This is a genomic window from Methylococcus sp. ANG (assembly GCF_040730495.1).
GTDB lineage: Bacteria > Pseudomonadota > Gammaproteobacteria > Methylococcales > Methylococcaceae > Methylococcus.
Genome location: NZ_CP160399.1, coordinates 3,946,516 through 3,973,001 on the forward strand (window position 1 = coordinate 3,946,516; position 26,486 = coordinate 3,973,001).

Genomic DNA, 26,486 nt, shown 5'->3' on the forward strand with positions numbered 1-26,486 from the left:
AGCCGGATCGCCGCGATCGCAATGATTGCGGCGGTCGCGCTGCCCCTGGGCATGCTGGCATGGCGGGAGCAGGCGGAGCGCGCCCGCCCGCTGGTATCCGGCAGCCTGCTGCCCCAGCCGCGGCCCATCGCCGATTTCGCACTGACCGGTGACGACGGCAGGCCGTTCACGCGGGCCGGCCTGCTCGGCCGCTGGACCGTCGTCTTCGTCGGCTATACCCACTGCCCCGACGTCTGTCCAACCACACTGTCCCGGCTCAAGGCCGCCAAAGCCAGGCTCGGTGCCGATGGCGCGCGGCTGGCGGTGCTCTTCGTTTCGGTCGATCCCGAGCGCGACACGCCGGACCATCTGGGGCGCTACGTGCGTTATTTCGACAAGGATTTCCGGGCGGTGACCGGCCCGGTGGATGCGCTGACGGCGCTGGGGCGCCAGCTCGGCTTCGTGTTCGTCAAGAATCCCGGCGCGGAAGGCGAGGGTTACGGCATCGATCATTCCGCCGAGCTGATATTGCTCGATCCGAAGGCGCGCCTGGCCGGCTATCTGACTCCGCCGTTCCAGGCCGAGACGCTGGCCGCCGATCTCGGAACGATACTCAGGAAACGGGTTGCTCGATGATGACTGTTCGTATCCTCTGCGGGGCCTTGGCTTTGGTCACCATGCCGGGCCACGCCTGCGAAGGGCTGGAGGTTTCAGACGCCAGAGTGATGGAATCCCCGCCCGGCGCCAGCGTCCTCGCGGGGTTTGCGACCCTGCGCAACGGCGGGGATGCGCCGCTCGTCATCCGCCGCGCCGACAGCCCGGATTTCTCGGCGGTGGAATTCCATTCGCTGGTGCGGCGGGACGGGCTGATCCGGATGACGGTGGACAGTTCGCTGACCGTGCCGCCGCATGGCTCGCTCGCCATCAAGTCGGGCGAGCGCCATCTGATGCTGATCAAGCCTGCCAGAGATTTTCACGAGGGGGAGTGGATCACCGTCCGCCTGTTCTGTTCGACTGGAACGCTGGAAGTGAAGATGCCGGTCGGCAAGAGCGGTTAAGTTCGGGCCTGGGCCGCCGCGCGCATGCGGAAGGCCTGGATGCGTTCATCGAAGCCGTCCAGCAACGCCATTTGGGCTTCGAGCCGCTGAAGCTGCGGGGCCGCCTCGCCCGAGGCCTGTGAGCGCTCCGCCGCGCCCCTGGCCAAGGCCTGCTCCAGTCCGTCCGCCACGTTCGCCAGGCGCTGCCGCAAGCTGGCCGACAGCTCCTCCCTCGCTTCCTCCAAGTGCCGCCGGAAGTCGCTGCGGATGCGTCCGGCCAGCATTTCCACCGCTTCGGCCAACTGGCGTCTGCGCCGCCGGACGATGCCGTGCCTGGCCCAGCGCTCGGCCAGGGCCTTGAACTTCCGGAAGCGGGGCGCGACCAGGTCCGGCGCCCGTTTCAGCGCCTGTTCCGCGAGCAGCTCCAGCCCCACGGGTTCGCCGGGGGGGCGGAAGCCGGTGTGCGGTCTCTCCGGCCAGGGTGTTTCCGGGGCGGCGGCCGGCACGGCAAGCCGGAACAGACCGCCGGCGAAGCGCTGGAGGTCGGCGATCGTTTCGTCGATGCCGAGATTGAATTCTTCGGCGATTTCCGCGACCGCCGCGCCGCCTTGCCGTTCCAGCGCATCCCGCCAGCCGGAGAAAGCCTCCGCGACTTCCTCCCGGATGAAGGTTTCCAGGCGCTCGTCGAAATCCTTAGGGGTCCGATGGTCCTGATCGAGGACCAGTCCGTCGAATCTCCGGCCCAGGCGTGAACTCAGCTCCTCGAGCCGGCGCTCGGGATCGCCCGCGAAAATCCCGTCGGCCAGCAGGCGGAACTCCTGCCGCAGACGCCCGTCGAGCCGCCGCAGTTCGCGCTCCGCCTGCGCCCGGCGGGCGGCAAACCGGGCGATCTTTTCGTCCAGTTCCGCTATCGGCAGGGTCAAGGAGCGCCGCTCCAGCCCGGTTTCCATGCGCATCCGGCCGATCAGGCGCGCGAGGCCGGAAGCCGCGGCGTCGAGCAGTAGGGCGCCTTTTTCCTCCATCAGGAAGCGCTCGAGCGCCTCGGCGAAGACCGGGAGCCGGCTCGCCTCCAGGCGCGCGGGATCATCGGCGGCTTTCCCCGCCAGCGCCTGTGCAGCGGAGACAGGAAAAAGGCGGACATCCGCATCCACCGCCTCGGCCAGGGCGCGGCGGGAGAAGCGCTCGACCTCGCCGGTGTCGGCTTCCCGCAGGATGTCGATCTTGTTCAGCAGAAAAAAGATGCGGCCGGCGTAGTTCCGGACCTCGTGCAGGAATTCCAGTTCGGCCTCGCTCACGGGCTGGTCGGCGGAGAGGACGAACAGAGCCGCATCGCACTGCGGCAGCCGGGCATAGGCGGTGTCGGTGTTGTGGCGGAATACCGAACCGACGCCGGGGGTATCCACGACGCGCACGCCGTTCCTCAGCAGGGGCGAGGGCGTCCGGATCAGCACCTCCCTCACGCCTTTCCCGTTGCCGGGATTGCCCGGTTCGGTGACGTAATCCGCGAGCGCCTCCGGGGGAATGTCGAAGGGGCCGCCGTCCAGCGGATGGACGGTGACCCGGTGCGTCTCGCCGTAGGTGAGGATGGTCACCACCGAGGTCAGCGGCACCGCCGCCGTGGGCAGCAGGCTTTCACCCAGCAGCGCGTTGATCAGGCTGGTCTTGCCGCGCTTGAACTGCCCGACCGTCAGGACGTCGAAATGGCCGGCCTGCAGCTTGTCGCGCAAGGCGAGGGCAGGGCGCAGAGCGCCGGGGAAGTTTTCCGCCAGCTCGTCGATCAGGCTCAGGAGTTCCGCTTTGAGGTCCGCATAGCCGGCCGCCGCGGGTGTGTCACCGGCCACGCCGGAACGGGGGATGGCGTTCATTCCGCCGTGGTGGGATCGATGACGGTGCGGACTTCGTTGATCGCATCGGCGGGAAAGCCGCCTTCCAGCGCATGCTGCATCAGCGTGGCGGCGTCCGGGGCGATGTAGATGCAATACACCTTGTCGTCGGTGACATAGCTGTGAAGCCATTGAACCTGCGGTCCCATCGCGTTGAGGATGGAACAGGACTTCCGGGAAATCCGCTGCAACTCATCGCGCGACAGGTTTCCGGCGCCGGGAATCGTACGCTCTATGACATATTTGGGCATGGTTATTCGCCTGAAGGTTTTTTTTGGTTTAGAAGATCGGCCTGTATCGTGCTTGTCGATCGAGGCGCATCGTGCGTTACCCGATTTTTCCATGGATCGCAATTTCGTTGAATGCGGCGAAATGTCTCATGGTCCGGCATCGATGCATAGCCCTTCGTTGGGCCCGGATGGAATCATTATGTCCGATAACTGTCCGGAGATCGGACAGGTGTAGCGTTATCGGACACATCGTCCATTCAAGACGGATACGGTTGGGTATTCCTGTCATCGTCTCAAGGTATTGATATCCCTGTATCTCTGGCCTGAATTAAAAGTTGGCACGATCCCTGTAATTAAGTTGTCACGACCTCGTCGGAGGTTGTATGTCCGGTGTCCACTGACGTCACCGGGCATTCGTCATTCAAAGAATGTGTTACGGAGGAAACAACCAATGGCACTTAGCACCGCAACCAAGGCCGCGACGGACGCGCTGGCTGCCAATCGGGCACCCGCCAGCGTGAATGCACAGGAAGTGCACCGCTGGCTCCAGAGCTTCAACTGGGACTTCAAGAACAACCGGACCAAGTACGCCACCAAGTACAAGATGGCGAACGAGACCAAGGAACAGTTCAAGCTGATCGCCAAGGAATATGCGCGCATGGAGGCCGTGAAGGACGAACGCCAGTTCGGCAGCCTGCAGGATGCGCTGACCCGTCTGAACGCCGGCCACCGCGTTCACCCGAAGTGGAACGAGACCATGAAAGTGGTTTCCAACTTCCTGGAAGTGGGCGAATACAACGCCATCGCCGCCAGCGGAATGCTGTGGGACTCCGCCCAGTCCGCGGAACAGAAGAACGGCTATCTGGCCCAGGTGCTGGACGAAATCCGCCACACCCACCAGTGCGCCTACGTCAACTACTACTTCGCCAAGAACGGTCAGGACCCGGCCGGCCACAACGACGCCCGCCGCACCCGCACCATCGGGCCGCTGTGGAAGGGCATGAAGCGCGTGTTCTCGGACGGCTTCATCTCCGGCGACGCGGTGGAATGCTCCATCAACCTGCAACTGGTGGGCGAAGCCTGCTTCACCAACCCGCTGATCGTCGCAGTGACCGAATGGGCCGCCGCCAACGGTGACGAAATCACCCCGACGGTGTTCCTGTCGATCGAGACCGACGAGCTGCGCCACATGGCCAACGGCTACCAGACCGTGGTCTCCATCGCCAACGATCCGGCTGCCGCCAAGTACCTCAATACGGACCTGAACAACGCGTTCTGGACCCAGCAGAAGTACTTCACGCCGGCGCTGGGCATGCTGTTCGAATACGGCTCCAAGTTCAAGGTCGAGCCCTGGGTCAAGACCTGGAACCGCTGGGTGTACGAGGACTGGGGCGGCATCTGGATCGGCCGTCTGGGCAAGTACGGCGTGGAATCCCCCCGCAGCCTGAAGGACGCCAAGCAGGACGCTTACTGGGCGCACCATGACCTGTTCCTGCTGGCCTACGCGCTGTGGCCGACCGGCTTCTTCCGCCTGGCCCTGCCGGACCAGGAAGAAATGGCCTGGTTCGAGGCCAACTATCCGGGTTGGTACGACCATTACGGCAAGATCTACGAGGAATGGCGCGCCCGCGGCTGCGAGGATCCGTCTTCGGGCTTCATTCCGCTGATGTGGTTCATCGAAAACAACCACCCGATCTACATCGACCGGGTGTCGCAGGTGCCGTTCTGCCCGAACCTCGCCAAGGGCGCCAGCACCCTGCGCGTGCACGAGTACAACGGCCAGATGCACACCTTCAGCGACCAGTGGGGTGAACGCATGTGGCTGGCCGAGCCGGAGCGCTACGAGTGCCAGAACATCTTCGAACAGTACGAAGGCATGGAGCTGTCCGAAGTGATCGCCCAGCTGCACGGCCTGCGCAGCGACGGCAAGACGCTGATCGCCCAGCCCCACGTCCGCGGCGACAAGCTGTGGACCCTGGACGACATCAAACGTCTGAACTGCGTCTTCAAGAACCCGGTGAAGGCATTCCAGTGATCGCGCATCGGGCTCCGTCCCTGGGCGGAGTCCGGTCCCGCAATCACCCGATCAACATCAAACTAAAGGAACATTGATATGAGCATGTTAGCCCGGATGTTTCATAAAAATGCCCCCTGCGCCCGATAGCTTGGCCAGCTGCCTATTTTTTCAGTCCACCGAACTGACCTACGCCCCCCATGAGGCATGGGCAGCCCCTCGACCTGCCTCTTTTCGCGGGGGTGGTGGCCGGAATCCAGACACTGGACGCAATCAACCCTCCGAGTCCTGCCGGATCCTCCTCGGTTGAGGGTGACGGCGCGCTTCAGGCCATGGCCGGTGGTCGGACGAGATAGAGTATCTCGGTGACCCGGTGCAACAGCGCCTTCACCGGACAGGCGCTCGGCAAGTGCAACTTGATCCGGTCCTTGTACTGCACCACCCGCACCGCCAGCTTGAACAGCTTCAGGATGAGGGTCATGGGCTGCGCCTTGGCCAGTTCGGTGTGGCACAGGGTGTGCTCCCGCAGGCTGTGGATCAGGCTGTAGGCGGCACAGGCATAGAACAGGCGCAGGTGGTTGGCGAGGAAGGCATGGTCGGCGGTGCGATCACTGGCCAGATCGTTCTTCACCGCCTTGATGAAGTTCTCGTCCTGGCCGCGTGCGCAGTACAGATCCCGGTACAGCGCCTCCGGCGTCGGGTCGGCGAGCGAGGTCACGACGAAGCGCGGGTTGTCCCCCAGGCCCATGACCTCGGCCTTGAGCACCACCCGATAGGCCTTGGGCCAGGAACCGGCCTGGTAGGCCACCTCGTCATACAAACGGGTCGCCGCCGGCTCGGGCTGTTCGGCGCGGCGAGCGAAATCACAGCGTTGCGCATGCAAGGCGCGCGTCTTGGCAAGCAGCGGCTCGGCCTTGGGCGTCAGCACCTGGTTGCCGGCCAGGCCGAAGAGGAAATCCATCCGTGCATCGGCTTCGCACAGGGCCATCAACTCCGGGTTGGCGAAATGGCCATCCCCGCGCAGGACGAGGTGGGTATCCGGCCAGGCCTGGCGCAGGCGGCGCACGACCCGCTGGAGGATGGCGGCGTTCTCGCGCCCGGTGGGGCGTTTGCCGGGCCGCAGCACGGCGGTGATGAACTTGCCGGAGAGGCCCTCGAACAAGAACAGCGGCAGATAGCAGTGGCTGCCGTAGTGGTGATTGTAGAAGGCCAGTTCCTGCTGCCCGTGGGTGCGGTCTTCGGAGTGGTCCATGTCCAAGACGATGACCGCGGGCGGGGTGGTGTAGCTGGCGATGAAGGCATCGACGAAGGCGCGGGCCAGGCGGTAGATGTCCTTGCGGGAGACTCCGTTCTCCAAGCGCGAGAAGGTGGGGCCGGAAGCCAGGGCGTTGTCGGCATCCAACGGCGCCCGCTCGGCCGCCAGCTTGAACACGGGATCGTGGCGCAGGCTGTTGGCGTCGTTGCCGTCGGCATAGCCGCAGGCGGTCTGGAAGATGCGCTGACGCAGGAGGTCGGCCAAGCTGTGGGCGATGTAGGAAGGGTGCCGGCGATCCTGAATGGCCGAGGCCAGACGGGCGATCAATCCGGTCTGCCGATCCACGCCCTGCAGGAGGAGGGCGCCGAAGTCGCTGGACACCGCGCCGCCTTCGAAGTCGGCACGGACGGTGAAGCCGGCGACGGTGGGAAAACGGAGCTGGGTCGGGATAGAATCACTCATTGGGCGGTCTCGTTTAGGCTTCGTACGAAGCGTTATTGGCGCAACTCCAATTATATCAATTGGTTAAGCGAGATTCGCCCACTTTCTTGAAATATCCGGGTTAGGAGAAAGACGCCGCGGATTGACCGATCCGGAAATGGCGGCCGTCATCCTGAAGGCGCTTCCCGAAGCTCCGCTGGACAGCAACAACAAGATGGGCTATTTCGTCACGCCGCGCTGGAAGCGCCTGACGGAATACGAAGCCCTGACCGTGTACGCGCAGCCCAACGCCGACTGGATCTCCGGCGGCCTGGACTGGGGCGACTGGACCCAGAAGTTCCATGGCGGCCGTCCGTCCTGGGGCAACGAGACCACGGAGCTGCGGACGGTCGACTGGTACAAGCACCGCGACCCGCTGCGCCGCTGGCACGCGCCCTACGTCAAGGACAAGGCCGAGGAATGGCGCTACACCGACCGCTTCCTGCAGGGCTATTCCGCCGACGGCCAGATCCGGTCGATGGACCCGACCTGGCGGGACGAGTTCATCAACAAATACTGGGGCGCATTCCTGTTCAACGAATACGGATTGTTCAACGCCCATTCGCAGGCTTCCCGCGAGGCGCTGTCGGACGTGACCCGGGTCAGCATCACTTTCTGGGGTTTCGACAAGATCGACCTGGCCCAGATGATCCAGTTGGAGCGCGGGTTCCTGGCCAAGATCGTGCCCGGATTCGACGAATCCACCGCGGTGCCGAAGGCCGAGTGGACCACGGGCGGCGTCTACAAGGGCGCTCGCCTGGCGGTGGAGGCGCTGTGGCAGGAGGTGTTCGACTGGAACGAGAGCGCCTTCTCGGTCCATGCCGTCTACGACTCGCTGTTCGGCCAGTTCGTCCGCCGCGAGTTCTTCCAGCGGCTGGCGCCTCGATTCGGCGACAACCTGACGCCGTTCTTCATCAACCAGGCCCAGACCTACTTCCAGATCACCAAGGTGGGGGTGCAGGACCTGTACTACACCACCCTGGGCGACGATCCGGAATTCGGCGACTACAACCGTACGGTGATGCGCAACTGGACCGGAAAGTGGCTGGAGCCCACCATCGGGGCACTGCGCGACTTCATGGGGTTGTTCGCGAAACTGCCGGCCGGCGCCACCGACAAGGATGAAATCACCGCTTCCCTGTACCGGGTCGTCGACGACTGGATCGAGGACTACGCCAGCAGGATCGACTTCAAGGCGGACCGCGACCAGATTGTCAACGCGGTTTTGGCAGGACTGAAATAGGAAATATCACGATGAGCGTAAGCAGCAACGCATATGACGCCGGCATCATGGGTTTGAAAGGCAAGGATTTTGCCGATCAGTTCTTTGCCGACGAAAACCAGGTGGTCCACGAGAGCGACACGGTCGTTCTGGTCCTCAAGAAATCGGACGAGATCAACACCTTCATCGAGGAGATTCTTCTGACGGACTACAAGAAGAACGTCAATCCGACGGTGAACGTGGAAGACCGGGCCGGCTACTGGTGGATCAAGGCCAACGGCAAGATCGAGGTGGACTGCGACGAGCTGACCGAGCTTTTGGGCCGCTCTTACAACGTCTATGACTTCCTGGTCGACGTTTCCTCCACCATCGGCCGGGCCTACACCCTCGGCAACAAGTTCACCATCACCAGTGAACTGATGGGCCTGGACCGGAAGCTCGAAGACTATCACGAATAAGGAGATCGACATGGGCATACACAGCAACGACACCCGCGACGCCTGGGTGAACAGGATCGCGCTGCTCAACACCCTGGAGAAGGCGGCAGAGATGCTGAAGCAGTTCCGGATCGACCACAGCACGCCGTTCCGCAACAGCTACGAGCTGGACAACGACTACCTGTGGATCGAGGCCAAGCTCGAGGAGAAGGTCGCCGTCCTCAAGGCACACGCCTTCAGCGAGGCGGACTTCCGCCACAAGACCGCTTTCGGCGAGGACGCCAAGGCCGTTCTGGACGGCACCGTCAAGAAGATGCACGCGGCCAAGGACAAGTGGGAAGCGGAGAAGATCCACATCGGTTTCCGCCAGGCCTACAAGCCGCCGATCATGCCGGTCAATTACTTCCTGGACGGCGAACGCCAACTGGGAACCCGGCTGATGGAGCTGCGCAACCTCAACTACTACGACACGCCGCTGGAAGATCTGCGCAAGCAGCGCGGCGTGCGGGTGGTGCATCTGCAGGCGCCGCACTGACGGGAGGAAGTCTCCGGCTGGACTTACGGCAATGCCGCAAAGTCCAGCCGGGCAGGGATGCCGCTCCGGGCCGGCCAGCCGGTCCGGCCCGGAGCTTTTGGTTTTTCAAGGAGCGCGCCGGTGCGCCGCGCGCTCCTCCATCTATCGTAAGGAAATCACCATGGTCGAATCGGCATTTCAGCCATTTTCGGGCGATGCAGACGAATGGTTCGAGGAACCAGGGCTCCAGGCCGGTTTCTTCCCTTCCGCGGACTGGCATCTGATCAAGCGCGACGGCACCTATGCGGCCTACGCCAAGGATCTCGATTTCATGTGGCGGTGGGTCATCGTTCGGGAGGAAAGGGTCGTGCAGGAAGGTTGCTCCATCAGCCTGGAATCGTCGATCCGCGCGGTGACGCACGTACTGAATTATTTTGGCATGACCGAACAACGCGCTCCGGGCGAGGGCCGGACCGGCGGGGTTCAACATTGAACAGGTAAGTTTATGCAGAGAGTTCACACTATCACGGCGGTCACGGAGGATGGCGAATCGCTCCGCTTCGAATGCCGTTCGGACGAGGACGTCATCACCGCCGCCCTGCGCCAGGATATCTTCCTGATGTCGTCCTGCCGGGAAGGCGGCTGTGCGACCTGTAAGGCCTTGTGCACGGAAGGGGACTACGACCTCAAGGGCTGCAGCGTTCAGGCCCTGCCCCCGGAAGAGGAAGAGGACGGGCTGGTCCTGCTGTGCCGGACCTACCCGAAGACCGATCTGGAAGTCGAGCTGCCCTACACCCATTGCCGGATCAGCTACGGCGAGGTCGGCAGCTTCGAGGCAGAGGTCGTCGGGCTCAACTGGGTGTCGACCAACACGGTTCAGTTCCTGTTGCAGAAGCGGCCGGACGAGTGCGGCAACCGGGGGGTGAAATTCGAGCCCGGCCAGTTCATGGAGCTGACCATTCCCGGCACCGACGTTTCCCGCGCCTATTCGCCGGCGAACATTCCGAACCCGGAAGGTCGCTTGGAGTTCCTGATCCGTGTGCTGCCGGAGGGGCGGTTTTCGGACTACCTGCGCAACGATGCGCGCGTCGGCCAGGTGCTTTCCGTCAAGGGGCCGCTGGGCGTGTTCGGACTGAAAGAGCATGGCATGGCGCCGCGCTATTTCGTGGCCGGGGGAACGGGGCTGGCGCCCGTGGTGTCGATGGTCCGGCAAATGAGGGAGTGGACCGCGCCTAACGAGACCCGCATCTATTTCGGCGTGAACACCGAGCCGGAATTGTTCTACATCGACGAGTTGAAGTCCCTGGAACGATCCATGCGCAACCTCACCGTGAAGGCTTGTGTCTGGAAGCCGGGCGCGGACTGGGAAGGCGAGCAGGGCTCGCCCATCGATCTGCTGCGGGAAGACCTGGAGGCCAGCGCCGTCCGGCCGGACATCTACCTGTGCGGCCCGCCGGGCATGATCGATGCCGCCTGCGAGGTGGCGCGCAGCCACGGCATTCCCGGCGAACAGGTCTTCTTCGAAAAGTTCCTGCCGTCCGGTACGGCCTGAACCGGGGAAGCGCCGTGAGCACCGAGCAGTTCCCGCCCCAATTCCTGCGCGAAATGATCGAGCAACTGGATGCCAGCATCCAGGATCTCGTGCGCAAGGAAAAGGGGCTCGCGGCCTCCCTGGGCACGGGCAGGGTCGCCGAACTCAAGGAGTACTGGGACCACGTCCTCACTCCCGAGGAAGAATGGGAGCTCAAGCGGACCATGGACTTCCGCGACCGCGAACTGGTGTGGATCTGGTCCCGCCTCAAGCGTGCCCGCACGAGCCGCGCCAACGCCGGGGAAGCCTACATGCGCCACCTGTCACCCGCGGCGCGCAAAAACAATCAATCCTGACTGGAGTCGACTCAACATGGCAAAGGAAGTGGTCTACCAAGGGAACGCGCGGCAGCGCATGATGCAGGGCATCGAGATTCTCGCCCGCGCGGCGATGCCGACGCTGGGCGCCACCGGCCCCAGCGTCATGATCCAGCACCGCGCCGACGGCCTGCCCCCCGTTTCGACCCGGGACGGCGTCACGGTGGCGAATTCCATCGTGCTCAAGGACCGCGTCGCCAATCTCGGCGCCCGGCTGCTGCGGGACGTCGCCGGCACCATGTCCCGTGAAGCGGGCGACGGCACCACGACCGCCATCGTGCTGGCCCGCCATATCGCCAAGGAGATGTTCAAGAGCCTCGCCGCCGGGGCCGATCCCGTCGCGCTCAAGCGCGGCATCGACCGTGCCGTCGCCTGCGTGACCGAGGACATCCGGGCCCGGGCCTGGCGCGGCGAGCAGGAGTCGCTCATTCTGGGCGTGGCCGCGGTGGCGACCAAGAACGAGCCCGGGGTGGGCCGTCTGCTGCTGGAAGCGCTGGAGGCGGTCGGCGTCCACGGCGCCGTGTCGGTCGAGCTGGGGCAGCGGCGCGAGGACGTGCTCGACGTCGTCGACGGCTATCGCTGGGAGAAGGGTTATCTGTCGCCCTATTTCGTGACCGACCGGACCCGGGAGCTGGCCGAACTCGAAGACGTGTACCTGCTGATGACCGATCTGGAGGTGACCGATTTCATCGATCTGGTGCCGCTGCTGGAGGAGGTCACCGAGGCCCGCGGCAGTCTGTTGATCGCCGCCGACCGCGTTCACGAGAAAGCCCTCGCCGGCATTCTGCTCAATCACGTGCGCGGCGTGTTCAAGGCGGTCGCCGTCACCGCTCCGGGGTTCGGCGACAAGCGGCCGAACCGCCTCTTGGACTTGGCCGTGCTGACCGGTGGCCGCGCGATCCTGGAGGCCAAGGGCGACCGGCTGGACCGGGTCACGCTGGCCGATCTGGGGCGGGTGCGCCGGGCGGTGGTCAGCGCCGACGAAACCGCGCTGCTCGGAACGCCGGGTACCGAAGCCTCCCGCGCCCGCCTCGAAGGTCTGCGCCTGGAGGCCGAACAGTACCGGGCCCTCAAGCCCGGCCAGGGCTCGGCGACCGGGCGCCTGCACGAACTCGAGGAACTCGAGGCCCGCATCATCGGCCTGAGCGGCAAGTCCGCGGTTTACCGCGTGGGCGGCGTGACCGACGTGGAGATGAAGGAGCGGATGGTGCGGATCGAAAACGCCTACCGCTCGGTGGTCTCCGCCCTGGAGGAGGGCGTGCTGCCGGGCGGCGGGGTCGGATTCCTCGGCAGCCTTCCCGCATTGGCGGAACTCGGAGCGCGCGACGCGGACGAAGCGCGCGGCATCGGCATCGTCCGTTCGGCGCTGGCGGAGCCGTTGCGGGTCATCGGGGAAAACTCGGGGCTGTCGGGGGAGGCCGTCGTCGCCAAGGTCATGGATCACCCGAATCCCGGCTGGGGCTACGACCAGGAAAGCGGGAGTTTCGGCGACCTCCATGCCAAGGGAATCTGGGACGCCGCCAAGGTGCTCAGACTGGCCCTGGAGAAAGCCGCATCGGTCGCCGGCACTTTTCTCACCACCGAAGCGGTGGTGCTGGAAGTGCCCGATCAAGCGGCTTTTGCCGGCTTCAGCGCGAATTGGGCCGCCGCGACCAGAGAGGACCCGCGGGTCTGAATGGGGTGGGAAAAGCTCAAATTCCGGGAAATCAGGCCATAGCGTAACGTACGCCGTTACGACCGTTCTGCTTGGCCTGGTAGAGGGCATTGTCGGCCTTCAGCAGCAGGTCCTTCAGGCTGGTGGCGGACGCGGAGTCGGCCACGCCGATGCTGGCCGTCAGCGGGCGGGACAGCTCGAGGTCCAGGGGCTGGCGCCGCTCGATCGCGCTGCGGATGCGGTCGGCGGTCTGGATGGCGGCGGCTCCGCCCGTGTCCTGGGTGATGATCAGGAATTCTTCGCCCCCCATCCGGCATACGATGTCGCTGGTGCGCACGGTTTCCCGCATGACGCGGGCGGCATGAACGAGCGCCTGGTCGCCGGCGTCGTGGCCGAGGGTGTCGTTGATGGATTTGAACCAGTCGAGGTCGAGCATCATGATGCTCAGCGGCCGGCCGAACATCCGCGCCTCCGCCCATTCCTGTTCCAGTCTGTCCATCGCGTAGCGGCGGTTGGGCAGGCCGGTGAGCTGGTCGGTATGGGCCATGAGTTCCAGGCGGCGGTTCGCGGCGGCCAGTTCCGAGGAGTAGCGCTCGATTTCCTTGCGTTCCCGCGCGAGCTTCTTGTGCAGGGTGATGATGCGCTGGCCGGCCCATATGCGGGCCTTGAGGACTCTGACGCTGGGCGGTTTGATGACGTAATCGTCGATGCCCGCGCCGAAGGCTTCGACCAGCGCATCCTCGCTCTCGCTCGCCGTGAGCATGACGATGTAGACGTTGCCGCCCAGCGCGGACGCCCGCAGTGCCTTGCACAGCTCCAGCCCGTTCATGGGCTTCATGTGCCAATCCGTGATCACCATTTCCGGTTCGTGCTCGAGCGCGTATTCGAGCGCCGCTTCGCCGTCCCGCCGTGACGCGACGTGATGCCCGTCCGCTTCGAGCTGGCGGGACAGCCGGGTCAGCATGAGGGGGTCGTCGTCCGCGAGCAGCACGTGCAGCTTTTCGTCCGCCTGCGGCATCTGGCCGGAAGGCTCCGCGCTGCCGGTTTGATCGTCGTCGGCGATGCCGATCATCCGGGTCCAGTCGAGCCATTCCGCCTGCGGGCCGCCGAGCAGGTGTGCCAGATCCTCGTCGTCGAGTCCGCATTTTCTCGCTTCCACCTGCAGTGTCGGCGACAACGCCATCCGCCGCGGCTCTTCGGCGAGGCGGTAATCCGCGACCCGCCGCGCCAGGACCAACTGCCGGGCGAAACGGCCGGTGCGGCCGTCGTCCTGGATTTCGTCCCGGTGGCTCAGTTCGAGCGCGTCGATGAAAACCTGCGGAAATCCCCAGTCCGTCAGCAGCATCCGGCTCAGGTCGTCGTGATCGGTGGCAAAGCGCTCCCGTTCCAGGGCGATCAGCCTTTCGCCGTCCGCCTGCCGCAGGCATTCGCCGTATTCCTGCGGCCAGGCCGTGGCCAGGGCGAGACGGCCCACGTCGGCCAGGAGGCCCAGCGTGAAAGCTTCCTTGGGTGCTACGGTAGGCACCTGGGCCGTGATCGACTGGAGCGCAACGGCGCAGGCCAGGGACTTTTGCCAGTAGGCGGCATAGTCGAACGCCTCGAAGGAGCACAAGGAAGTCGAGCGAAGCGAGCGAGTGCGACGACCCCCGCGAAGCCGTAGGCCCGGATGTTTTGTCGGAGTCCGCGGCTTCATCGCGGGCGGAGACAAAACATAAGGGAACCGACACGGCGTCGAGTCATTGTGGGAGCCTTGGCGGAGTGCGTCGCTTAAGAGACGGACGAAGCCGAGGCGGACGCAGGACGGCGCGGGCCGCCGAAGGCAAAGACGTCGCCAATTTTTTGCTCCCGAGGGTGACTGGGATGTCCCGTCGGGTTTCGCAAAAAATGGCGACGCTCCAGGCATCTGCCTTCGCGATGGGCGTCGATGAGCGAGAGGCTCAGTGCGAACTGGCGGATGGCCGGGAGGCCCAGGAGGTTCATGGCGTCGATGACGCTGGCGATGGGCCGGCGCGTGCCCTGGGCGGGCGCGTTGGCGAAGCGCAGTATCCGCCCGGTGAGCGCCGGGTCGGTCTGGATCAACTGGGCCAGCGCTTCCGCCGTGACGTCTTCGCGCTGAGCCAGGCTCAGGATCGCTGCGGCCGTGCGGGACGGGGTGGGCAGCGAGTCGCACAGCGTTGGCTTATGCATCGTCCGCGGGTCCGAGTCGAGACGTAACGAGGGTTTCCGGTCTTCCGGCGCCAGGGCTGGGGAGCTTATCGCGGTTCATCGTCAACGCCCTTTGCCGGATCTCCCTGGGAGGAGCCGCTCCGCATATCCTCCAGCAACCCGGCGGCGGCGGTTTCCAGCGCACGGATCAGCGTCGGATCCGGGGCCGATCCCGCCGTCCGGGCCCGGTCTTCCAGCCGTGCGGCCAGCTCCCGGACCGCCCCGGCGCAGAAATGCCCCGCCATGCCTTTGATGGCATGCGCCGCATCGGCCAGCGCGGCCCTGTCCGCAGTCGTTCCCGCTTCACGCAAGGCGGCGAGGTGCTTGGGGATTTCCTCGATGCAGAGACCGATCATTTCCGCCAGGAGTTCCTCGTCGTGGTCCAGGCGCGTCAGCGCTTCCTCCCTGCTCCAGGAAGGACCGCCCGGGCCGGACCCGCCATCGTCGCCCGCGGGTCCCTGCCCGGCTTCCCCGGAGTCCATGGACGCGGAAGTGCCCAGCCAGCGCTCGAGCGCCTCGGCCAAGCGGTCCCTGGAAACCGGTTTGCTGAGATAGTCGTCCATGCCGGCCGCCAGGCATTTTTCCCGCTCGCCCGTCGCGGCATGGGCGGTGAGCGCGACGACCGGCGTGCGTCCCGACCCCGCGGACAGCTCCCTTGCGCGCAGTTCCTCCGTGGCTTCGTAGCCTCCCAGCACCGGCATCTGGCAGTCCATCAGAACCAGGTCGTAGCGGGAGCGGGCCAGCAGCTCCAGCGCGGCCTGGCCGTTGTCGGCGACGGCGGGAGCGATTCCGAACTTGCCGAGCATGGCGACGATCACTTTCTGGTTGACCCGGTTGTCCTCCACCACCAGCACCCTGCGGCCTTCATAAGCCGGCAGGACGGCCTCCGACTTGTCGGGTGTCCGGGACTTCTCCTTGGCCTTGGTGGCGAGCACTTCCGCGATGGCGTTGAACAGCAGCGACTGCCGCACCGGTTTCAGCAGGCTGCGTGCGATCCCGAGCGCCCGAAGCTCGGCTTCGCTGGCCAAGCCGCCGGAGGACAGCAGCAGGCGCGGAATGTCCTTGAGACCCGGGTCGGCATTCATGGCCCGGGCGAGTCCGTAGCCGTCCATGTGCGGCATGTGGAGATCGAGCAAGACGAGGTCGTAGGGTCTCGATTCGCGCTGGGCGGCTTCCAGCTCGGCCAGGGCCGTGTCGCCCCGGTCGGCTTCGTCGACCTCCAGGCCCCGGTGGGTCAGATAGTGGGTCAAGATGACGCGGTTGGTGGCGTTGTCGTCCACCACCAGCACCCGCCGGTGGGAGAAGTCCGGCAGGGCCGGTGCGGACGCACCGGCGATGTGTTCCAGGGGGAGCGTGAACCAGAAGCGGCTGCCTTGGCCGGGAGCGCTTTCCAGGCCGATGTTTCCCCCCATGAGTTCGACCAGGTTCCGGCAGATGGACAGGCCGAGGCCGGTGCCGCCGAAGCGGCGGGAGGTGGAGCCGTCGGCCTGGGTGAACGGCTGGAACAGCCGCTCCTGAACCTCCGGCGCGATGCCGATGCCGGTGTCCCGAATCTCGAAGCTCAGGTTCGTCCGCCCCTCGCCCGCGTCCGCCTGCATCACCTTGACCGAAACCTCGCCGTTTTCGGTGAACTTGACGGAGTTGCCGAGCAGGTTGGTGAGCACCTGGCGGATGCGCGTCGGATCGCCGGTCCACATCCTGGGCATGTCCGCGGGCAGGAAGCAGTTCAGCTCCAAGCCTTTGTCGTGGGCGCGGCCGGCCAGCAGGGCGCAGACCTCTTCGACCAGGTCGGGCAGGTTGAATTCGGTCCGCTCGATCTCGACCTTCCCCGCTTCGAGCTTGGAGAAGTCGAGAATCGAGTTGATGATTTCGAGCAGGGATTCGGCGGAATTCGATGCGGTTTCCACCAGATCCCATTGCTCGCGGGACATGTCGGTATCCTTCAGCAGCTCCAGCATGCCGAGCACGCCGTTCATCGGGGTGCGGATCTCATGGCTCATGTTGGCCAGGAACGCGCTCTTGGCCTGGGTGGCCTCCACGGCGGCATCATGGGCGGCTTTCAGGGAGGCCTCGGCGCGGTCCTCGAGTATCGCCAGCGCCAGCATTTCGCCGACCTGCCGGAGCATCGCCATCCGCGCCTCGTTGCGAGCGGGGTTGGGGTCGGTGTAGAGAAACATGACGCCCAGTACGTCGCCGCCGGACGCGATGGGCACGATGTAATGGCCGTGGGCTTCCATGCCCTCGAAGCGGTGTTCGTGCCGGGCGTCCTTGAAGCAGTCGTCGGATACCAGGATTTCGCCGGAAACCGCGCTTCGGCCGCACAGGCAGGCGCCCAGGGGAATGGTCTGTTCGCGCCGGATGAATTCGTCGCAGAATTTTCCTTCCAGGACGAACAGATTCAGGCGGTCCTCGTCCTCCGCCTTCAGGAATATCCCACCCTTGCGTTGCAGGTCGAAAGTAGCGAGCCCGAACAGGATGTCGAGCACGCGCCGGCACCGTTCGCTCAGCGGGCCGCTTTGCTGCAGGGTTTCGGTGATGCGGAGGCGGGCGGTGGTGTCCTCCTGCTCCATCGCGAGCGCGCGTTCCCGTTCGACCTTGACGCTCACGTCGTGCTGGATCTGGACATAGCCCACCAGGCCGTTGCCTTCGGTATGGATCGGGGTGGTACTGATCTCCGCCCAGTAATCCTGGGCATCGCGGGTGTCGGGTCCGGTCCGACGCCGGTTCAGGAGCCGGCCGGACCAGGGTTGGCCGGTCCGGAGCGCCGCCTGCATGGCGGCCAGGGTCTGCGGATCGGCGAGCGGGCTGTCCAGGACACTGGGGCTTTGGCCGAGTAGTTCCGGTTCCGCCATTCCGCTGAAACGGCACAGCGCCGGATTCGCATAGATGATGCGGCCGGCGTGGTCGGTGATCAGGATCATCTCGCTGTTCGCGTCCATCGCCTGCTTGAGGCGGGCGAGCTGGGCCTCGGTTTCCTTTTGCGCCGTGACGTCGCGGCGGATGGATATGTACTGGCGTGGCTTGCCCGTATTGTCCATCAGCGGGACGATGGTGCTGTCGACCCAGTAGCGGGTTCCGTCCTTGCGGCGGTTGCAGAATTCGCCCTGCCAGATATTTCCACGGGCGATGGTGCGCCACATGTCGCGGATGTAGGCCTTGCGGTGGTAGCCGGAATTGACGATGCGGTGGTCCTGGCCCACGAGTTCGTCGCGGCCGTAGCGCGATACCGCGCAGAAGTTGTCGTTGGCGTACAGTATCTTGCCCTGCAGGTCGGTGATGCTGACCAGCGCATGCGCATCCAGCGCTTCCAAGAGTTCCTTGTTGCGCTGGCTTTCCATGGCGATCTGGCGCGCGAGGGGCCGCAGCGCCATGATCCACAGCAAAGGGGTGCTGAGAACGGCAAGCAGCATCCCGTCCAGTGCGCTTTCCTGCCACGGCGGCAGCTCCAGCCCGGTGCGCCGGATCGCCTCCAAGAGCGCCATCACGACGACTTCGGTCAGGATGACGATGAGGCAGATGCTGCCCAGGGAGCGCAGGAAGCGCTGCCGCATGGCAGGGGGGGAAGTGAGATCTTCGGACATGGTTTCCTTACGCGTTGTGGGCAGGGATGGGGTCCGCGGCGCGAACGGTTGATGAGGCGGCGGCCACCCTTGCTCGGACTGCGGCGCAGTCTAATGTGAAATCGTTTGCGGCTTCAACAGGGTTCCGCGGTAGGAAAAGCCGGCCCGGCGGCGCGTCCTGCCCGCGTCAGGCTGGGTCATGCCGCTGATTCTCTGCGACAATCGGCCGCATTGAAGGCGCGTGACCGAGTTGCTACCGTGTCGCCCACACGCCCCGTTGCCGATGGACAGAAATCGGTCCCGCACAGGGGCGGCATTCGGACCCGGCAAGACTTGCCTTTGGAAGGTCCGGCAAAACAAGAAATCAAGATGTGGTTATGCATGGCCGGCTCCGCCTGGAAGGGTGGCCGCCGTACGAATGGTCGATCGTAGCTTCATGCCAAGGAGATAGCCACCGATGTTGAGCGAACAGTACCTGTCTTCCGTTTCCAGACCCGTCGAATTTCCCGATTGGAACCGTTTCAGCAGCTTGTACGTGGACCGGCCCGATCAGGCGTGGGAATGGATGCGCCAGACGGGGGTTCTGCCGGCCGCCCTGGATTGGGTCCGCCCGGAAGTGGCGGAGGCATGGTGCCGCTGCTTCGAGGATTACCGGCTTCCGCCGGGCACCGACGACTGGCCCCGCAAGGCGGACGGCGCGGACGAACCCGGCCCGTCCGTTTCTTTGGAACTTGCATCCGTGTGGGAAAGGGTGCGCTGCGTTTTCGATTTTCTGAAGGGCGCCCAGGCCGCCCTGGTCGTCGCGGACGCCCGGTGCCGGATTTTCCGGGTGCTGGATGACGGACTGCGGATGGCGCCCGTCGCCCGCGAAGTGCTCAAGGTCGGTGCCGACTGGCGGGAAGAAGTGCTCGGCAACAACGGCATCGGCAGCGCGGCGGCGCTGGGTACGGCCATCGCCTTCGAAGGCAAGGAGCACTATGGCGCGAGATTGCACGCCCTCGTGACCGCCGGCTGTCCGCTGCGGAACGCGGCCGGCGAAACGACCGCCCTGGTCGGCCTGATAAGCGACCGGCGCGGCTCCGCGGGCGCGTTGCTCGCCTTCCTGCGCATGGCTTGCGACGGGCTGGCCGCACCGCGATCGGACCGGGAGGGTCAGGCGGCCGGGCCTTGCCTCGAGCGATGCCGAAGGGCTGAAAACACGCTCGAAGTGCCGCCGGCTACTCCGCCCGGCGAACAGAGCCTGATCAGCGACGCGGCGGTCGAGGGCCTCCTCGACAAGGCCTTGCGGTTGCAGGAGCGAGGGATTCCCCTTCTCGTCAGCGGCGAATCGGGCACGGGAAAGGAATACCTGGTTCGATTCGCCCACCGCCTCGGGCCGCGGCGGAAAGGACCGCTGGTGGCCGTCAACTGCGCTTCGATTCCCAAGGACCTCATCGAGAGCGAACTTTTCGGCTACGAGGCCGGCAGTTTCACCGGGGCCCGCAGCCGCGGAAAGCCGGGAAAATTTCTCCTGGCCGATGGCGGCGTGCTGTTCCTCGACGAAATCGGCGACATGAGCTTCGATCTCCAGGCGACGCTGCTGCGCGTGCTGGAGACCGGCGAGTTCGTGCCGGTCGGTGGCGCCAAGCCCTTGCGTGTCGACGTCCAGGTCGTGGCGGCGACCAACGTCGACTTGCAGGAAGCGATCCGCCAGGGGCGTTTCCGGCGCGATCTGTATTACCGGCTCAATGGGGCACGTCTGCACCTGCCGCCGCTGCGGCAGCGGCCCGACCGGTCCCGGATCGTGCAGGCGGTTTTCGAACAGGAAGCCGCGGCGGCGGGAGGCCGGCGGATTCGTTTGAGCGAAGAAGTCATGGCATTGTTCGAGCGCCACCCCTGGCCGGGAAACTTGCGGGAACTGCGCAACGTGATCAGGAATGCCCTGTTCGCCTGTTCCGGTGGCGTGTTGACGGTGGACGATCTGCCGGCGGATTTTCTCGAAGAGGCGGGGCAGGGCGGCGCCTCGTCCGGCCCGGAGGGATGGGAAGCTTCCCGCTTCGCCGACGGACTCTGCCTGTCGAAAGTGGAATCGGAAAGCATCGCCGCGGCCATCTGCAGATGCCGCGGCAACATGAGCCAAGCCGCCCGTGTTCTCGGCATCGCGCGCTCGACGCTGTACAAGAAGGTGTCCCGTTACGGGTTGGCCTGACGGGGGGCGTGTGGTGTGCGTGAAATCCCGCAGTGCCATCGCGAGCTCACGCGATTCCGCTGCCAGCAAAACCGCCGGCGCCCCGCTCAGTCCGTTTTTGCTCTATGGACCGGGATTTGCTTGAGTCATTCGCAGTGGTCGTCCGGGGTCCATGCGTAGAAGGCCCTCTCCATTCCCCGGTCGGCCGCCTCTTTCTTTAACGTGAAAGTCGCAGCACCTTTACTCCCTTCTCCCGCTGGGAGAAGGGCCGGGGATGATCGTTAGTCTTCGCACTCCTCACAGCTGCCGGCGACGTCGTGTTGCTGGGAACCCAGCACGAATTCTCTACCTTTTTCCGTGAACCCCGCGGTGGTCGCGAGGATTTCCCGCCGGTACTTGTGCACGAGATAGCCGGCGGCGATGCCCAGACCGAAAACTACCAGTGGATGCTTGAACAAGAATTTCATGGATTCATTCCTCAAATCAGGTTGCCAATAGCCGTTGCGCGCTCCGGGCGGCGCCGCGCATCCGGTTCCGCCGCGATGATATCACCGGTGCCGGACAAGGATCTGACGCCGTGGGGTTTACGGCGCGTAAACCGCGGCCCCGATCCGGAACAGGTAAAACAGGAGTTCCAGCGCGGCAATGCCGAGGGCGATCTCGATCAGCTTGCGCAGGTAGGGGGAGTTCTGTCTCATCCCGCTCTTCACGTTCCCCTTGCGCTGCCGAGGCCTCATCCGAAATGGCACACGTAATGGAGCGTATCGCTCACCTCGATCCGGAAGCTGCTGTTTCCCGGAACGCTGAACGAATCGCCAGCCTGATAGTTTTGCCACTCCGTCTGGCCGGCGAGTTGCACGCGGCAGCCGCCGGCGACGATCTCCATGATCTCCGGGGCGCCGGTTTCGAAGTGCAGAGCGGAGGGCAGGATCACCCCTAAGGTTTTGCGGCTGCCATCCGGGAGCAGCACGGTGTGGCTGACGCATTTGCCGTCGAAATAGACATTGGCTTGCTTGACGACGCTGACGTTGTCGAACTGGCTCATGAGTGAAGTCCTGGTCTGCAAAAAGGCCGGGCATTATAGACCGGGCGGCGGCGTACGGCAGTACCTACTCCCCGCCGATCACCCGCCGGTACCAGCCCGGATGATGCTTGCGCGCCCAGGCCCGGCTCACGGTGCCGCGGACCATCGCGCCGATGGTGCCCTTGATCCACAAGGCGGCGTAGATGTGGACGATGATGCCGGCGATCATGACGAAAGCGCAGACCGCGTGGAGCAGCAGCGCCAGGCGGACGACGTCGATGCCGAAATAGGGAGCGAACCAGGGCCGCCAGATCGCGATGCCGGTGAGGAGCAGGGCCGGAATGGTGGCGATCATGGTCCAGAACAGCATCTTCTGGCCGGCGTTGTAGCGGTCCACCTCCGGCAGCCGGTCTTCGCGATTCCTCACCACGTCGGCGATCCGGCTGAGCCAGACGATGTCGTTCCGGGTCAGCAGGTTGTGATGCCAGAATTTGAGCGCCAGGCCCGAGAACGAGATGAACAGCACGATGCCGATGTAAGGATGCAGGATGCGGGTCCAGGTGGGCCCGCCGAAGAACTGGGTGAACCAGAACATGGAAGGGTGGAACAGCGCCAGGCCGGAGAAGCTCAGCAGCAGGAAGGTGAGGGCGGTGACCCAGTGGTTGAAGCGTTCCGCCGGGCTGTACCGCTCGACGGGCGGCGGATTGCGGTCGGTGTTCATGCCTTTTCCTCCTCTTCGTCTTCCTCGGTCTCGTTGGGGCCGACCGTGACATAGTGGAAAAAACCGGCCAGCGCGGTGAAGGCCAGGGCGGCCGTGGCCAGGGGCTTGAAAATCCCTTTCCACAGGCCGACCGTGGGGGAAATGGCCGGGTCTTTCGGCAGGTCGTTGTAGAGCTGCGGCTTGTCGGCGTGATGCAGCACGTACATGACATGGGTGCCGCCCACGCCGGCCGGGTCGTAGAGCCCGGCGTTCCCGAAGCCGCGCTCCTTGAGGTCGGCGATACGCTCGTTGGCGTGCTCGATCATGTCCTCCTTGCTGCCGAACACCAGCGCCTGGGTCGGGCAGGCCTTGATGCAGGCCGGCTCCAGCCCCACCGCCACGCGGTCCGAGCACAGGGTGCACTTGTAGACCTTGCTGTCCTTGTTGGACAGGCGGGGGATGTCGAAGGGGCAGCCGGCGATGCAGTAGCCGCAGCCGATGCAGTTCTCCTCGTGGAAATCGACGATGCCGTTGCTGTACTGGATGATGGCGCCCGGCGAGGGGCAGGCCTTGAGGCAGCCGGGGTCGGCGCAGTGCATGCAGCCGTCCTTGCGGATCAGCCATTCGAGGGTGCCGTTTTCCTCGGTCTCGGCGAAGCGCATCAGGGTCCAGCTGTTGGCGGTCAGGTCGTGCGGATTCTGGTAAGAGCCCTCGTTGATGCCGACCTCCTCGCGCAGATCGTTCCACTCCTGGCACGCCGACTGGCAGGCCTTGCAGCCGATGCACTTGGTGACGTCGATGAGCTTGGCCACCTCCGTCGTCTGCCGCTGCTGGGGGCTGGGCGTGGTGGTGGCGGAGCGCCGGACGATGTCCAGGGATTGCAGTGCCATGGTTAAACCTCCGTCCGGCCTTTGAGGACGCGCGCCAGCCAGGATGACTTCTCTGTCGCACCCGCAGTTCCGTTTCCGCCAGGCCGCTTGCGTTCCTCGTGCCCCTCGCCCGGTTTGTGGGTGTGCGGCATGAGTTCGGACAGGTCCTTTTCCACATTGACCAGGAAGGCCTTGAACTCGGGCGTCTGGGTATTGGCATCGCCCAGGAACGGCGTCAGGGTGTTGGCGATGTAGCCCTTGCGGGTTGCGCCGGTGAAGCCCCAGTGGATCGGGATGCCGATCTGGTGCACGGTCTGGCCCGCGACCTTCAGCGCCTCGATGCGCCGGGTCACCAAGGCCACGGCCCTGATGCGGCCGCGCCTGGAGCGCACGACCACCGTCTCGCCGTTGGCGATGCCGAGTTCCGCCGCCAGCGCCTCGCCGATTTCCACGAACTGTTCCGGCTGGAGCGAGGCGTTGATCCGTGCGTGCTTGGTCCAGAAGTGGAAGTGCTCGGTGAGGCGGTAGGTGGTGGCGACGTAAGGGAATTCCTCACGGCCGCCGAGCATGGCCCGGTCGTTGGCGAACACACGCGCCGCCGGGTTGCTGACCACCCTGCTGTGCAGGGGATTGGCCGCCAGCGGCGTTTCGAACGGCTCGTAATGCTCGGGGAAGGGGCCTTCGGCCATCAGGTGCCGCGCGAACAGCCGGGCCACCCCTTCGTCGGTCATGATGAAGGGCGACACGCCGCTGTCGGGGCCGGCATCGGCCTTGAAGTCCGGCACGTCCAGCCCGCTCCACTTGCTGCCGTCCCATTCGATCAGCTTGCGCTTCTCGTCCCAGGGCTTGCCGGCGGGATCGCAGGAGGCGCGGTTGTACAGGATCCGCCGGTTCAGCGGCCAGGCCCAGGCCCAGTTGGGCGCGATGCCGAGCCCGGTGGGGTCGGAGGTGTCGCGCCGGGCCATCTGGTTGCCGGCCTCGGTCCAGGCGCCGCAGAAGATCCAGGTGCCGCTGGCGGTGCTGCCGTCGTCGTGGAGTTGGGCGAAGCTCGAGAGCTGCTGCCCCGCCTTGACCAGCACCTTGGCCGGATCCTTGGGATCGGTAAGATCGGCCAGGGCCTGGCCGTTGAACTCCTTCGCCAGTTCGTCCGGTCCCGGCGCTTCCGGAATCCGGTAAGGCCAGTGCAGGCTCAGGATCGGATCGGGGAAGGCGCCGCCTTCCTGCCGGTACAGGTCGCGAACCTTGACGAACAGCTCGGCCATGATGTCGATGTCGGTCCGGCATTCCCCCGGCGGCTCGGCGCCTTTCCAATGCCATTGCAGCCAGCGCGAACTGTTGACCAGTGAACCGTCCTCCTCGGCGAAGCAGGTGGTGGGCAGGCGGAACACCTCGGTCTGGATGGCCTCCGGCTTCACCTCGTGGTATTCGCCGTGGTCCTGCCAGAACTCCGAAGTCTCCGTCGCCAGCGGGTCCATCACCACCAGGAACTTCAGCTTGGACAGTGCGGAGGTGATCTTCGCCTTGTTGGGGAAGGAGGCCAGCGGATTGAAGCCCTGGCAGAAATAGCCGGTCAGTTTGCCCTGTTCCATCTGGTCGAACACCCGCAGGCCGTCGTAAACCTGATCGAGCTTCGGCAGCCAGTCGAAGCAGAAGTCGTTGTCCGCCGTCGCCGCCTCGCCGTACCAGGCCTTCATGAGGCTGGTGTGGAACTTGGGATAGTTCGACCAATAGTTGACCTGTCCCGGCCGCAGGGGCTTGGGCGTGTGCTTTTCCAGATAGGCGGCGCGGGTCGTCTCCTCGTCATGGGCGAGCGTCATATAGCCCGGCAGCTGGTCGGACAGCAGCCCCAGGTCGGTCAGGCCCTGGATGTTGGAATGGCCGCGCAGGGCATTGACGCCGCCCCCCGGCATCCCGATGTTGCCCAGCAGCAGTTGCAGGATCGCCAGCGTCCGGATGTTCTGGGCGCCGATGCTGTGCTGGGTCCAGCCCAGGGCGTACAGGCTGGTCAGTGTGCGGGTCGGGACCGCGGTGGAGGCGATCGCCTCGCACACCTTCAGGTACAGGTCCCTGGGTGTGCCCGTGATGTCGCAGACCATGTCCACGGTGTAGCGGGAGACGTGCTGCTTCAGCAGGTTCAGCACGCAGCGGGGATGCTGCAGGGTCTCGTCGACCCGGGCATAGCCCTGGCCGTCCAGCTCGTATTGCCAGCTCGCCTTGTCGTACTTGCGGGCGCTCTCGTCGTAGCCGGAGAACAGGCCGTCGTCGAAGCCGAAATCCTCACGCACGATGAAGGTGGCGTTGGTGTATGCCTTCACGTACTCGTGCTGGATCGCATCGTGCTCGAACAGGTAGCGGATCACGCCGCTCAGGAAGGCGATGTCGGTGCCCACCCGGATCGGCGCGTACAAGTCCGCCACCGAAGCCGTGCGGTTGAAGCGCGGATCGACCACGATCAGCCTGGCCTTGTTGTGCGCCTTGGCTTCCACCACCCATTTGAAGCCGACCGGATGTGCCTCGGCGGCATTGCCGCCCATCACCAGAATGACGTTCGCATTCTTGATGTCCATCCAGGTATTGGTCATGGCGCCGCGACCGAATGTCGGAGCAAGACTTGCCACCGTCGGTGCGTGTCAGACCCGTGCCTGGTTGTCGAGTGCGACCACTCCTAAGCTGCGGAGAACCTTGTGGGTGAGGTAACCGGCTTCGTTGGACGAAGCGGAAGCCGCCAGGAAGCCGACCGTCGGCCAGCGGTTGACCGTCTGCCCCTGGCCGTTCTTGGCCACGAAGTGCCGGTCGCGGTCTTCCTTGACCAGTTTCGCGATGCGCTCCAGCGCGAAGTCCCAACTGACGCGGGTCCACGCCTTGGCGCCCGGCGCGCGGTACTCGGGGAACCTGGTTCGGGTCGGGCTGTGGACGAAGTCGAGCAGGCCGGCGCCCTTGGGGCAGAGGCTGCCGCGGCTGACCGGATGGTCCGGGTCGCCCTCGATGTGGATGATCTCGGCCTTGGCGTTCTTGGCGCCGTCACCGAGGCTGTATAGGATGAGGCCGCAGGCTACCGAGCAATACGGGCAGGTATTGCGGGTTTCCGTCGTGCGCGCCAGCTTGAACGTGCGCACTTCCGCCAGCGTCTCCCGGGGCGAAAACCCCATGACGGCCAGCGAGGAACCCCCGAGCGTTGCGGCACTCAGTCTGAAGAACTGGCGCCGGGTGACTTGCATGACGTCCTCCTGCGGAAAAAGTCTGACAACGGAGCAAGGTTATCGTGCGGCGATTGTAAGCCTTCGGGCGGGTTTCGCCTATCGCGGCGGCAGCGGCGTTCCAGACCGTCGGGAGAGGCGTAAGATTGTC

The 26,486-nt window shown here is 65.0% G+C and carries 21 protein-coding genes and 1 pseudogene; 11 read left to right on the forward strand and 11 right to left on the reverse strand.

Going from position 1 to position 26,486, the window contains the following annotated elements; all coding sequences use genetic code 11:
• The first annotated feature begins 21 nt into the window (after window positions 1–21).
• Together ABZN20_RS19255 and ABZN20_RS19260 are read left to right on the forward strand one after the other, a co-directional pair.
• On the forward strand, window positions 22–615 hold the full coding sequence (locus tag ABZN20_RS19255) for an SCO family protein (protein ID WP_367026306.1): 594 nt from the start codon (window positions 22–24) through the stop codon (window positions 613–615).
• Window positions 612–1,037: a copper chaperone PCu(A)C gene (locus tag ABZN20_RS19260; protein WP_367026307.1), complete on the forward strand. Its 426-nt coding sequence runs from the start codon at window positions 612–614 to the stop codon at window positions 1,035–1,037. Before ABZN20_RS19255 ends, ABZN20_RS19260 begins: the two co-directional genes overlap by 4 nt.
• Here the strand turns inward: ABZN20_RS19260 and ABZN20_RS19265 are convergent.
• Entirely contained in the window at window positions 1,034–2,881 is a 1,848-nt protein-coding gene (locus ABZN20_RS19265; RefSeq protein ID WP_367026308.1) for a dynamin family protein, read from the reverse strand. The genes ABZN20_RS19260 and ABZN20_RS19265 overlap by 4 nt on opposite strands.
• Window positions 2,878–3,150, reverse strand: coding sequence for a DUF4242 domain-containing protein (locus ABZN20_RS19270; RefSeq protein WP_218805990.1), 273 nt, complete (start codon window positions 3,148–3,150; stop codon window positions 2,878–2,880). Before ABZN20_RS19270 ends, ABZN20_RS19265 begins: the two co-directional genes overlap by 4 nt.
• Before the next feature lie 430 nt (window positions 3,151–3,580).
• Between ABZN20_RS19270 and mmoX the strand changes: the two genes are divergently transcribed.
• Window positions 3,581–5,164 (forward strand): aromatic/alkene monooxygenase hydroxylase subunit alpha, encoded by a 1,584-nt coding sequence (gene mmoX / locus ABZN20_RS19275; protein WP_218805991.1) that lies wholly within the window; start codon window positions 3,581–3,583, stop codon window positions 5,162–5,164.
• A gap of 304 nt (window positions 5,165–5,468) precedes the next feature.
• Here mmoX and ABZN20_RS19280 read toward each other — a convergent pair whose 3' ends face one another.
• Window positions 5,469–6,860 (reverse strand): IS1380 family transposase, encoded by a 1,392-nt coding sequence (locus ABZN20_RS19280; protein WP_367025178.1) that lies wholly within the window; start codon window positions 6,858–6,860, stop codon window positions 5,469–5,471.
• Between the two features lie 91 nt (window positions 6,861–6,951).
• Here ABZN20_RS19280 and mmoY point away from each other — a divergent pair, with 91 nt between their 5' ends.
• The 7 genes from mmoY (at window position 6,952) to ABZN20_RS19315 (ending at window position 12,634) form a co-directional block, all read left to right on the forward strand.
• Window positions 6,952–8,121: an aromatic/alkene monooxygenase hydroxylase subunit beta gene (gene mmoY / locus ABZN20_RS19285; RefSeq protein WP_367027588.1), complete on the forward strand. Its 1,170-nt coding sequence runs from the start codon at window positions 6,952–6,954 to the stop codon at window positions 8,119–8,121.
• A gap of 11 nt (window positions 8,122–8,132) precedes the next feature.
• Window positions 8,133–8,558 (forward strand): methane monooxygenase regulator MmoB, encoded by a 426-nt coding sequence (gene mmoB, locus ABZN20_RS19290; RefSeq protein WP_218805993.1) that lies wholly within the window; start codon window positions 8,133–8,135, stop codon window positions 8,556–8,558.
• Between the two features lie 10 nt (window positions 8,559–8,568).
• Window positions 8,569–9,072 (forward strand): aromatic/alkene monooxygenase hydroxylase subunit gamma, encoded by a 504-nt coding sequence (mmoZ, locus tag ABZN20_RS19295; RefSeq protein ID WP_367026309.1) that lies wholly within the window; start codon window positions 8,569–8,571, stop codon window positions 9,070–9,072.
• Between the two features lie 160 nt (window positions 9,073–9,232).
• Window positions 9,233–9,544, forward strand: a complete 312-nt coding sequence (gene mmoD, locus ABZN20_RS19300) for a soluble methane monooxygenase-binding protein MmoD (RefSeq protein WP_218805995.1) — start codon at window positions 9,233–9,235, stop codon at window positions 9,542–9,544.
• Window positions 9,545–9,556: 12 nt separating this feature from the next.
• Complete coding sequence (gene mmoC / locus ABZN20_RS19305; protein ID WP_218805996.1) at window positions 9,557–10,603, forward strand: aromatic/alkene monooxygenase hydroxylase FAD-binding subunit MmoC; 1,047 nt, start codon at window positions 9,557–9,559, stop codon at window positions 10,601–10,603.
• 14 nt (window positions 10,604–10,617) lie between these two features.
• Window positions 10,618–10,938 (forward strand): hypothetical protein, encoded by a 321-nt coding sequence (locus ABZN20_RS19310; protein ID WP_218805997.1) that lies wholly within the window; start codon window positions 10,618–10,620, stop codon window positions 10,936–10,938.
• Window positions 10,939–10,954: 16 nt separating this feature from the next.
• Window positions 10,955–12,634, forward strand: coding sequence for an Hsp60 family chaperonin (locus tag ABZN20_RS19315; protein ID WP_367026310.1), 1,680 nt, complete (start codon window positions 10,955–10,957; stop codon window positions 12,632–12,634).
• A 31-nt stretch (window positions 12,635–12,665) separates the two neighbouring features.
• Here ABZN20_RS19315 and ABZN20_RS19320 read toward each other — a convergent pair whose 3' ends face one another.
• From ABZN20_RS19320 to ABZN20_RS19330, 3 genes are all read right to left on the reverse strand, one after another.
• On the reverse strand, window positions 12,666–14,225 hold the full coding sequence (locus tag ABZN20_RS19320) for a GGDEF domain-containing response regulator (protein ID WP_367026311.1): 1,560 nt from the start codon (window positions 14,223–14,225) through the stop codon (window positions 12,666–12,668).
• 155 nt (window positions 14,226–14,380) lie between these two features.
• On the reverse strand, window positions 14,381–14,800 hold the full coding sequence (locus ABZN20_RS19325) for an HDOD domain-containing protein (protein WP_367026312.1): 420 nt from the start codon (window positions 14,798–14,800) through the stop codon (window positions 14,381–14,383).
• A gap of 65 nt (window positions 14,801–14,865) precedes the next feature.
• The gene (locus ABZN20_RS19330) at window positions 14,866–18,399 is read right to left on the reverse strand and encodes a response regulator (RefSeq protein WP_367026313.1); all 3,534 of its coding nucleotides are present in this window, start codon (window positions 18,397–18,399) and stop codon (window positions 14,866–14,868) included.
• A gap of 436 nt (window positions 18,400–18,835) precedes the next feature.
• Between ABZN20_RS19330 and ABZN20_RS19335 the strand changes: the two genes are divergently transcribed.
• Window positions 18,836–20,566, forward strand: a complete 1,731-nt coding sequence (locus ABZN20_RS19335) for a sigma-54-dependent Fis family transcriptional regulator (protein WP_367026314.1) — start codon at window positions 18,836–18,838, stop codon at window positions 20,564–20,566.
• A gap of 260 nt (window positions 20,567–20,826) precedes the next feature.
• On the opposite strand, the gene ABZN20_RS19340 is transcribed toward ABZN20_RS19335, so the two are convergent.
• The 5 genes and pseudogenes from ABZN20_RS19340 to fdnG form a co-directional block, all read right to left on the reverse strand.
• On the reverse strand, window positions 20,827–21,012 hold the full coding sequence (locus ABZN20_RS19340; RefSeq protein ID WP_218806001.1) for a hypothetical protein: 186 nt from the start codon (window positions 21,010–21,012) through the stop codon (window positions 20,827–20,829).
• Between the two features lie 266 nt (window positions 21,013–21,278).
• Window positions 21,279–21,590 carry a pyrimidine/purine nucleoside phosphorylase gene (locus ABZN20_RS19345; RefSeq protein ID WP_367026315.1) on the reverse strand — a complete coding sequence of 104 codons (312 nt, stop codon included), beginning with the start codon at window positions 21,588–21,590 and terminating at the stop codon, window positions 21,279–21,281.
• Window positions 21,591–21,654: 64 nt separating this feature from the next.
• Window positions 21,655–22,290, reverse strand: coding sequence for a formate dehydrogenase subunit gamma (locus ABZN20_RS19350; RefSeq protein WP_218806003.1), 636 nt, complete (start codon window positions 22,288–22,290; stop codon window positions 21,655–21,657).
• Entirely contained in the window at window positions 22,287–23,159 is an 873-nt protein-coding gene (fdxH, locus tag ABZN20_RS19355; RefSeq protein ID WP_367026316.1) for a formate dehydrogenase subunit beta, read from the reverse strand. Before fdxH ends, ABZN20_RS19350 begins: the two co-directional genes overlap by 4 nt.
• A 146-nt stretch (window positions 23,160–23,305) precedes the next feature.
• Window positions 23,306–26,356 (reverse strand): annotated as a pseudogene (gene fdnG, locus ABZN20_RS19360) (formate dehydrogenase-N subunit alpha); the annotation flags it as partial.
• Window positions 26,357–26,486 lie beyond the last annotated feature (130 nt).